Source organism: Candidatus Chlorohelix sp. (genome assembly GCF_037138995.1).
Lineage (GTDB): Bacteria > Chloroflexota > Chloroflexia > Chloroheliales > Chloroheliaceae > Chlorohelix.
Window position 1 is genome coordinate 1 of record NZ_JBAXHI010000101.1, and the last position, 2,741, is coordinate 2,741.

Sequence of the window (2,741 nt, forward strand, 5' to 3'; positions counted from 1 at the left end):
TGGTGTTCGATTAATAATTAAGAAAGATCGGGATCTGCGTAATATTTCGTGGTAAAAGATCAAAAGGTAGAAAGTGGCGGTCAAATTAACTATGCCGCTTTCGTCCCTAAAACCATAAGGCTTCAACAAATCAAAGCTTGCTCTCCCATAAACAGGGCAGCCGACCACTCGCTAAAATCAAGTAGAATAGGGTGAAACAATGCCCCTTACTTTACTAATATACGAAAAAGGACTTCATTTTCCCGCTTTACCACTAAATTTTACGCAGATCCTGATATTTCTTCATTACTATTCTAACACCAAATTGCCCAGGTTTTACCGACTATAGCTTTCTGTCTAATACCTGATTCGGTCTAACCTGAGCAATGTTATGAGGAAGTGCAAAGTAATAGTTGTTCTAAATTCTCAACCTTGAGATTTTGAGAAAAATTATTTTTTTACTCCTTGTAGGTGATGCTTTCGGCTATAGCTTTAAGCAACGGCTCATATTTACTGTATTCTTCTTTGCTGGTACTGCCAAAGAAAATGACTGAACGCTTTGCACCCGGCACCACCACTGCCAGCAGACCCACTTTGGTGCCAACACCGCTGGCGCGTAACCCGTCTACACCGCCAAGTTTATAAGCTTCGGGGGTACTCAGCGTTACTCCCAATTCAGTGGAATAGGGTTTAGCTGAAAAATCCATTGTTTCAGCAATGGTAGGGCGGTTGTTGGTAGCAGCGATCTGAATATATAGCTCTCCACTCTTCAGAGTTCTGAGAAGAAAATTCTGAGAAGCGGCGTCGGTCGTAAACAGGAACAATCCACCCCCGCCGGTAATTGGCTTCCCCCAACCGGAGGGATACTTAACTGTAATAGTTCCGGTTAGCCCATCGCTGGCGCTGACGGTTTCAGTTAAGGACGGAAGAGCAAAACTACTGGTAGTAGTTGCAGCAGCAGTGGTAGCGGTGGCAGTGGTTGATACTTGAGTATTGGCGCTATCTCCACATGCGACCATCAATACTGCCAACAGCAAACCGACTAAAAACAAGGCACTTCTTCGCTTGAAATTAAGCATAGAGCCTCCTGTTGATAAACAACCTGAAAATACTATCCAATAAAAAAGCAAAACAAACTGGTCTTATTTACAACTTTGCGCTTCCTATTCCGGTTAGAAACCATTAATAACAATTAAATACTAAAAAGGTAAAGAAATAAGTAAAAATTGAAAAGTAAAGCAAAAAAAGGAGCTGGGCTATTCGGGTCTGTCAACATGTCTGTGTAACTGGAATTGAGGGCTGAATTCAAATTGGAGATTTTTGCATAACCCCCCGAAACGGTGCAGCCAGCTTCATTAGCAGGGAGTCTGCCCACTTCGCTAAGAATGGTCTAAAACTAAACATCGTCGTCATTTTTTGAGCGTAAGTTTTTTAGGCATGTTTAGTTCTAAAACAGTTTTCCCCAAGTGGTGCGAATCCCTGTTTATATTTTCCAGTCTGGTTAGAAGTAGGCGGTGGGTCGTGGGCATAGTAAGCCGCAATCGCCAGGCTGTCCTTGATCCATTTCTCTGCTAAAGCGGCGAAAGCCCCTTCTTGTCCTAAAAGCTCGTCCACCGCTGCTTCGCTCATAGCGCGCTCGGTGGGGAAAACTTCCCACAGTTTGGCTTCCCAGTGCTTGGACAAACCCATCAGACGGCTCAACTCCGCCGCATTCTTATCCAGCCGCGTTGCTCCTCCCCTTAATGCTTGCAAAGCACTGAGCCGGTCTCTTTGGGGCAAGGTACAATAGAAATTGTAGAGGGGATTGGTTAGAATGTGACAGTTATAATTGTTACCCTCGACCCTGGTAATCGTCGTGTCGAGGTGCTGCCAGGGACTGCTGGCAATCCCTGCCTGGTAAACTTGCTGATAAACGGGCTGTCCCGCTCGGTGCCTTTGAGGCATAACCAAGCGGAGATGCTACCTATCCCTAGCACCACCCCACCCTGCGCAAACAATTCCTGTATTTTATCTTCGCTCATATTGCCAGCAAAATACAAAGCATAGGTCAGCGCTTTTAAGCCGGGTCCAAATTGACCGCGGTAACCTGGTGGTAGTTCAGCCTCATAAGTTTGTTGGGTAGAAGGGGAGTAATACCGCTCTTTTTTGAAGCAGGTGTTGAAATAACATCCCACACTATTACCCTACGATAGCCCTTAAATTCGGCATCGGCAGGTAGCCTGGTGCGATCAAGGGTCAGTTTTTGCTGCTGATGAATCGTCAGTTTGGCGTGTGTAGCTTTGCGTTTAGCTTTAGGTCGTTTTTTGACCCGGCTATTACGTTCCTTTTCGCTAGAAATAGGGTCGTCTTTTTTGCTAGAGCGGTTGGGTAAAATTCTAGGTTTAGGTTGTTCCCCCTTAAGCAACGCTAATTCATCCCGCAGTTTCTGATTCTCTTCGCGCAGCTTATCTACCTGCACGAATGCTTTTTCGAGCAGATTGAGAGCCTTTTGCATAATATCACGGGCATATTCATCTTGAATTTTAGTTGGGTCATATTCTTCAAGCACCGCTTGATTATATCAAATTTTTCATCTTTGCCTAGCCCCCTCTTTTTGAACTGATACGTTTCCTGTCCGACTCGTCTTCCTATTCGGAAACCCCTAGATATAAGTAATAGCTAATCCACCTGATTGTCACGATGTTTTTCGTAAGATTGGCTAATTAGGCTCATCACAGCATCTAATTCGCTTTTAGATGAGAGACCCACTTCCACATCTCCAT

At 44.7% G+C, this 2,741-nt stretch carries 3 protein-coding genes; all 3 read right to left on the minus strand.

Annotated elements, in window-relative coordinates; all coding sequences use genetic code 11:
- Nucleotides 1-437 precede the first annotated feature (437 nt).
- On the minus strand, nucleotides 438-1,058 hold the full coding sequence (locus WCK19_RS18405) for a hypothetical protein (RefSeq protein ID WP_342398867.1): 621 nt from the start codon (nucleotides 1,056-1,058) through the stop codon (nucleotides 438-440).
- A 352-nt stretch (nucleotides 1,059-1,410) separates the two neighbouring features.
- Nucleotides 1,411-1,731, minus strand: a complete 321-nt coding sequence (locus WCK19_RS18410) for a hypothetical protein (RefSeq protein WP_342398868.1) — start codon at nucleotides 1,729-1,731, stop codon at nucleotides 1,411-1,413.
- A 304-nt stretch (nucleotides 1,732-2,035) separates the two neighbouring features.
- Nucleotides 2,036-2,527, minus strand: a complete 492-nt coding sequence (locus WCK19_RS18415; RefSeq protein ID WP_342398869.1) for a hypothetical protein — start codon at nucleotides 2,525-2,527, stop codon at nucleotides 2,036-2,038.
- Nucleotides 2,528-2,741 lie beyond the last annotated feature (214 nt).